At 67.6% G+C, this 5499-nt stretch carries 7 protein-coding genes; 2 read left to right on the top strand and 5 right to left on the bottom strand.

Annotated elements, in window-relative coordinates; genetic code table 11:
• From PMI01_RS20650 to gap, 5 genes are all read right to left on the bottom strand, one after another.
• Positions 1–254: hypothetical protein (locus PMI01_RS20650; protein ID WP_007673585.1), on the bottom strand; the 254-nt coding region annotated here is incomplete at its 3' end.
• A gap of 155 nt (positions 255–409) precedes the next feature.
• The gene (gene fba / locus PMI01_RS20645; protein ID WP_007673581.1) at positions 410–1498 is read right to left on the bottom strand and encodes a class II fructose-bisphosphate aldolase; all 1089 of its coding nucleotides are present in this window, start codon (positions 1496–1498) and stop codon (positions 410–412) included.
• Positions 1499–1718: 220 nt separating this feature from the next.
• Positions 1719–2909, bottom strand: a complete 1191-nt coding sequence (gene pgk / locus PMI01_RS20640; protein ID WP_007673577.1) for a phosphoglycerate kinase — start codon at positions 2907–2909, stop codon at positions 1719–1721.
• Positions 2910–2919: 10 nt separating this feature from the next.
• A complete protein-coding gene (locus tag PMI01_RS20635) occupies positions 2920–3267 on the bottom strand; it encodes a hypothetical protein (protein ID WP_007673574.1) in 348 nt (115 codons plus the stop codon).
• A 1-nt stretch (position 3268) separates the two neighbouring features.
• Entirely contained in the window at positions 3269–4276 is a 1008-nt protein-coding gene (gap, locus tag PMI01_RS20630; protein ID WP_007673572.1) for a type I glyceraldehyde-3-phosphate dehydrogenase, read from the bottom strand.
• 226 nt (positions 4277–4502) lie between these two features.
• Between gap and PMI01_RS20625 the strand changes: the two genes are divergently transcribed.
• Together PMI01_RS20625 and PMI01_RS20620 are read left to right on the top strand one after the other, a co-directional pair.
• The gene (locus PMI01_RS20625; protein WP_007673570.1) at positions 4503–4931 is read left to right on the top strand and encodes a DUF4164 family protein; all 429 of its coding nucleotides are present in this window, start codon (positions 4503–4505) and stop codon (positions 4929–4931) included.
• Positions 4932–4934: 3 nt separating this feature from the next.
• The gene (locus PMI01_RS20620; protein WP_007673567.1) at positions 4935–5261 is read left to right on the top strand and encodes a cell division protein ZapA; all 327 of its coding nucleotides are present in this window, start codon (positions 4935–4937) and stop codon (positions 5259–5261) included.
• Positions 5262–5499 lie beyond the last annotated feature (238 nt).

Genomic DNA, 5499 nt, shown 5'->3' with positions numbered 1-5499 from the left:
GGCAGCGCCGGCTGCCGCTCGAGGAAGTCGATGGCCTCGTCGACGGCGTCGGGATCCTCGTTGGCGAAGCCGGAATAGTCGTCGGAGCCCGACGAACGCATCTGATGACGCAGCTCGCGAGCATATTCGGCGGGACGGGTTCGAGCGAAGTTGAGCTCGTTGAGCACCGCGTCGTCGAGGCCGCCGGCGAACGCCGCGGGCGCGGAAACCAGCGCCGCCACGAGGACGGCGGCGCGAAGGAAGAAAGCTGGCACTGGAAACTCTCGGATGTCTCTTGCGCCCCCGGAGGTGATCTAGCTCGGGAATCAAGACCGTGCGACTCCGCTGTTTGTCGCGGAGCGGATCGGCCAACGAAAAGGCCTCCCAGGTCGCCCTGGGAGGCCTCGTCGTTTCAGCGAAAGCGAGCCTCTTAGGCCGCCGCCGCCTTCTTGGCCGCGCCGAACTTGGCGTCCAGTTCGCCGGCGGTGTAGCGCTTGGCCATGGTCGCGGTGGACAGCGCCCTGACCTTGTCGGCGTGGCCGGCCGAGCCGAACTCGACGAACCGGGCCTGGCAGACCTTGCGCATGGCTTCCTTGGCGGGCTTGAGATAGGCGCGCGGGTCGAACTCGTGCGGGTGCTCGGCCAGGATCTTGCGGATCGCGCCGGTGATGGCCAGGCGGTTGTCGGTGTCGACATTGACCTTGCGCACGCCGTGCTTGATGCCGCGCTGGATCTCCTCGATCGGCACGCCCCAGGTCTGCGGGATCGCGCCGCCGTACTGGTTGATGATGTCCTGCAGGTCCTGGGGGACCGAGCTGGAGCCGTGCATCACCAGGTGGGTGTTGGGCAGGCGCTGGTGGATCTCCTCGATCACGTGCATGGCCAGGACGTCGCCGTCCGGCTTGCGCGTGAACTTGTAGGCCCCGTGGCTGGTGCCCATGGCGATGGCCAGGGCGTCGACGCCGGTCTGCTGCACGAAATCGACCGCCTGGTCGGGGTCGGTCAGCAGTTCGCTATGGCTCAGCACGCCCTCGAAGCCATGGCCGTCCTCGGCCTCGCCCATGCCGCTTTCCAGGCTGCCCAGGACGCCCAGCTCGCCTTCGACCGACACGCCGCAGGCGTGGGCCATCTCGACCACCTTGCGGGTGACCGCGACGTTGTACTCGTAGGTGGCGGGGGTCTTGGCGTCCTCCATCAGCGAACCGTCCATCATCACCGAGGTGAAGCCGTACTGGATCGCCGTGGCGCAGGTGGCCGGGCCGTTGCCGTGGTCCTGGTGCATGCACACCGGGATGTCGGGATAGATCTCGGCCAGGGCGTCGATCATCCGGGCCAGCATGATGTCGTTGGCGTAGTTCCGCGCCCCGCGCGAGGCCTGGATGATGACCGGGGAGTTGACGGCTTCCGCCGCCTCCATGATCGCCAGGCCCTGTTCCATGTTGTTGATGTTGAAGGCGGGCAGCGCATAGTCATGCTCCGCCGCATGATCCAGCAACTGTCTTAGCGTGATCCTCGCCACGTGATGGTTCTCCTGCAAGCGTGAAGTGTTGGGGTGGTTTCTTGTTCTTGGGGCTTTGACGCTTTTGCGTTCTTTGCCCGGTCGTCACGTCGGGTTTCCTCTGGTCCCAACGGTGGAAGGTTATCTCGGGTTTCCTCGGCCCCGGTGGTCGAATGATGTTTCGCCGGATTGGCTCCGGTCTCCCATGCCGTCTTCCCCGGCTTTCGCCGGGGAGCCGTTTCTAAACCTCGAGGGCCGCGACGCCCGGAAGCGTCTTGCCTTCCATCCATTCCAGGAACGCGCCGCCGGCGGTCGAGACGAACGTGAAGTCCGCCGAGACACCGGCATGGTTCAGGGCCGCCACGGTATCACCACCGCCCGCGACGGCGACGATCTTACCCGTTTTCGCGAGTTTGGCGGCGTGTTTTGCCGCCGAAACGGTCGCTTCGTCGAAAGGTGGCACCTCAAAGACACCCAGGGGGCCGTTCCAGATCAGGGTGTTGCTGGCGTCCATGGCCTCGATCAGGCGTTGGGCGCTCTTGGGGCCGGCGTCCAGGATCAGGTCGTCGGCCTGGACGCCGTCCAGGTCGCGGGTCTCGGCGTCGACGCCGGGGGCGACCTTCTTGGCCACCACCACGTCGATCGGCAGCAGCAGTTCGCAGCCCGACTTTTCCGCCGTGGCGATGATCTGGCGGGCGGTGTCGGCCAGGTCTTTCTCGCAGAGGCTGCCGCCGACGTCGTGGCCCTGGGCGAACAGGAAGGTGTTGGCCATGCCGCCGCCGATCGCCAGGCGGTCCAGCTTGGCGACCAGGTTGTTGAGCAGGTCGAGCTTGGTCGAGACCTTGGAGCCGCCGACGATGCCCAGCACCGGTTTCTTCGGATTGCCGAGGGCGGCGTCCAGGGCGTCCAGCTCGCGCTGCATCGCCAGGCCCGGATAGGACGGCAGGGCGCGGGCCAACGCTTCGGTGGAAGCATGCGCGCGGTGGGCGGCGCTGAAGGCGTCGTTGACATAGAGGTCGCCGTTGGCCGCCAGCTGGGCGGCGAACTCGGCGTCGTTCTTCTCTTCGCCGGCGTGGAAGCGGACGTTCTCCAGCAGGGCCACGCCGCCGTTCTCCATGGCGTCGACCACGGCCTTGGCTTGCGGGCCGACGCAGTCGGCGGCGAAGGCCACTTCCTGTTCCAGCAGCTTGCCCAGCGGCTCGGCCACGAAGGAAAGGCTCATCTCCGGCACGACCTTGCCCTTGGGCCGGTCGAAGTGGGCCAGCAGGATGACCTTGGCGCCCTTCGATGACAGATAGTGGATGGTCGGCAGGGCGGCGCGCAGGCGGGTGTCGTCGGTGATCTTTCCACCGTCGACCGGCACGTTGAAGTCCACCCGGACCAGGGCGCGCTTGCCGGTGAGATCGGCGGTGTCGAGGGTGCGGAAGGGCATGGGAACGACCTTAGAAGGGAGCGGAGGCGTTGGAAGCGGCCAAGCTGGCGAAGACGCCGAGCAGCGCCAGGAACCAGATCGCCAGGATGAGGCTAGGAATTTGTGACGCGGGCGCCGGCGCGACGCCCGCGGTTCGGCGAGGGGCGCGGCGAAATCTCAGCCAGCCGGCCCACCAGAGGCCGACCGCGACCGCGCCGATCAGGAGGGCGAGGGGCGCGGCGCCCCGATGAAGGCCCGTGCGGGAAAAGCCGGGCGGGCCGTAGCCGTCCCAGAAGACAGCGCCAAAGCCCACGACAAAGGCTACGACGACCGGACCCGCCATCAGGCCGAGGGCGATGATGGCGGGCCAGCGTTTCATCTTACAGGAACTTCGCCATCACCAGGGCCGTGTCGGCCATGCGGGTCGCGAAGCCCCATTCGTTGTCGTACCAGCTGAGCACGCGGACCAGCTTGCCCTCGATGACCTGGGTCTGGGGCAGGGCGGCCGTCGAGCTGGCGGCGATGTGGTTGAGGTCCGACGAGACCAGCGGGTCGGTGGTGGTGAACAGCACGCCGTTCATGTCGCCGTCGGCGGCGGCCTTCAGGGCGGCGTTGACTTCCTCGACCGTGGTGTCGCGCGACGGCACGACCTTCAGGTCGATGACCGAGACGTTCGGGGTCGGCACCCGGATCGAGCTGCCGTCCAGCTTGCCCTTCAGGGCCGGCAGCACCAGGCCCAGGGCCTTGGCGGCGCCGGTCGAGGTGGGGATCATGCTCAGGGCCGCGGCGCGGCCGCGGTAGAGGTCCTTGTGCATGGTGTCCAGCGTCGGCTGGTCGCCGGTGTAGCTGTGGATCGTGGTCATGTAGCCACGCTCGATGCCGACCAGGTCCTGCAGCACCTTGGCCACCGGGGCCAGGGCGTTGGTGGTGCACGAGCCGTTGGAGACGATGATGTCGTCGGCGGTCAGGACGTCGTGGTTGACCTTGTAGACGATGGTCTTGTCGGCGCCGTCGGCGGGGGCCGAGACCAGCACGCGCTTGGCGCCGGCTTCCAGGTGCAGGGCGGCCTTGTCGCGGGCGGTGAAGATGCCCGTGCACTCGAACGCGATGTCGACGTTCAGTTCCTTGTGCGGCAGGTCCTTGGGGTCGCGGATCGCCGTGACCTTGATCTTGCCCATGCCGACGTCGATCCAGTCCTCGCCCGAGGTGACGACGCCCGGGAAGCGGCCATGGACGCTGTCGTAGCGCAGCAGGTGGGCGTTGGTCTCGACGGGACCCAGGTCGTTGATGGCGACGACCTCGATGTCGCGGCGCGCGTGCTCGGCGATGGAACGCAGGACGAGACGTCCGATCCGGCCGAAGCCGTTGATGGCGACGCGAAGAGCCATGAGGTCTTTCTCCTAACGAGCGTTCGGCCGAGGCGACCGACGTTACCTTGATTTTGCAGGGCGTTTTGCGGGGCGGGGCGGGGAAGTCAACCCCAAGAAACCTTCGCCGGCCCTCACATCGGATGACCTATTGTTATGAACGCTGTTTCATCGCCCAATTGTCGCCATCGCGGGTGGCGAAGCGGACGGTGATCTATATGTTGCGCCGCATGACAGGACGATGCCGATGACCCCGGGCGAAGGTAACGCCCTCGAACTCGCCGCGCGCCGCCTGGAGCGCGCCGTGGCCCAGTTGGAGCAGAAGCTGGCCGCCGAACGCGCGGCCCGGCCCGCCGAGGCGCCCGCTGCCGCCGCGCCTGTCGGCCTGTTCGACGCCGACGCCGACGCCAAGGCCCTGAAGCTGGCCGCCGATCTCGACGCCGCCCGCGCGCGCGAGAAGGCGCTGGAGGAGGCCGGCGAGCAGGCCTCCGAGGCCCTGGGCCGGGCCATCGCCGAAATCCGCGCCGCCCTGGGCGACGAGACCCTGATCACCGAAGGCGTCCATGACGACGAGGAAGAAGGGTTCGACGAGGCCCTGGACGACGAGGATGACGCCGTCGACCAGAGCGAAGACCTGTTCGGCGAGCACCTCGACCGTCCGGAAAGGGAGGGCTGAGCCATGGCGCAACTGACCATCCAGGTGAACGGCCGGCCCTACACCGTCGGCTGCGAGGACGGGCAGGAAGCCCACCTGCTGGAAATCGCCCGCCTGTTCGACCGCCAGGTCCGCCAGGTCAGCCAGGACGTCGGCCAGTTGGGCGAGACGCGGCTGTTCCTGATGGGCGCGCTGCTGCTGGCCGACGAACTGAGCGACCTCAAGCTGCGCCTGGCCCACGCCCAGTCCGAACTGGCCCGCCTGCAGACCGAGCAGACCCGCGTCGAGATCCGCGCCATCAAGGCCCTGGACGCGGCGTCCGAGAAGATCGAGGCGCTGGCCCAGGGGTAGGGTGGCGCCTCCTGATCCCTCTCTCTTTGAGAGAGGGAGGGGCCCGCCGCGCAGCGGTGGGAGGGTGAGAGGTTACACTCTCTCAGAATCAAGCTCCGACGAAGACGGCGTTCGTCGGGGGTCGCACCAGGGCCGAAGTCCACTCCCTCCTTTGAGAGGTTCAATCGTCCCGGATTTGCCGGTTGGCGGTGAAACCTCTCACCCTCCCACCGCCTGCGGCGGCGGGCCCCTCCCTCTC

The sequence above is a fragment of the Caulobacter sp. AP07 genome, from assembly GCF_000281955.1.
Lineage (GTDB): Bacteria > Pseudomonadota > Alphaproteobacteria > Caulobacterales > Caulobacteraceae > Caulobacter.
The sequence above is the reverse complement of the archived record's forward strand: the minus strand, read 5'-3'. Positions and strand labels throughout refer to the sequence as shown.

Bases quoted from the DNA above. Each gene is read 5' to 3' on its own strand.
- pgk (WP_007673577.1), bottom strand. From the start codon at position 2,909: ATGCCCTTCCGCACCCTCGACACCGCCGATCTCACCGGCAAGCGCGCC.
- PMI01_RS20635 (WP_007673574.1), bottom strand. From the start codon at position 3,267: ATGAAACGCTGGCCCGCCATCATCGCCCTCGGCCTGATGGCGGGTCCG.
- gap (WP_007673572.1), bottom strand. From the start codon at position 4,276: ATGGCTCTTCGCGTCGCCATCAACGGCTTCGGCCGGATCGGACGTCTC.
- PMI01_RS20625 (WP_007673570.1), top strand. From the start codon at position 4,503: ATGACCCCGGGCGAAGGTAACGCCCTCGAACTCGCCGCGCGCCGCCTG.
- PMI01_RS20620 (WP_007673567.1), top strand. From the start codon at position 4,935: ATGGCGCAACTGACCATCCAGGTGAACGGCCGGCCCTACACCGTCGGC.